Annotated in this window: 1 protein-coding gene; it reads left to right on the top strand. The window is 47.6% G+C overall.

Features of this window, described 5'->3' with window-relative positions; translation table 11 throughout:
• Positions 1-13: 13 nt before the first annotated feature.
• Positions 14-269: LysR substrate-binding domain-containing protein (locus tag Q4528_RS14005; protein ID WP_303522203.1), on the top strand; the 256-nt coding region annotated here is incomplete at its 3' end.

Genomic DNA, 269 nt, shown 5'->3' with positions numbered 1-269 from the left:
ACCTAATGCACTCATGGAAAGCTTAGTAACACCGGCAATTGCAGCGCTATTAAAGGCGCATCCTTTACTAGAGCCAGAGTTAGTGGCAAGTGATCTGCATTTGGATCTATTTGCTAAAGATATCGACCTGGCCATTCGAGTAGGGCCGTCCAAAGAAAGTAGCCTAAAACAACGGCGCATAGGCCAGTTTAGAGATGTGCTGTGCGCGCATCACCGCTATATGAATGGGCGAACCATTCAGAATGCCAGCTATATTGCCAATGCTTGGC

This window comes from Staphylococcus pasteuri (assembly GCF_030547725.1).
Taxonomy (GTDB): Bacteria; Bacillota; Bacilli; order Staphylococcales; family Staphylococcaceae; genus Staphylococcus; species Staphylococcus pasteuri.
Note: the sequence above shows the minus strand (reverse complement) of the source record. Positions and strands in the feature narration are given on the sequence as shown.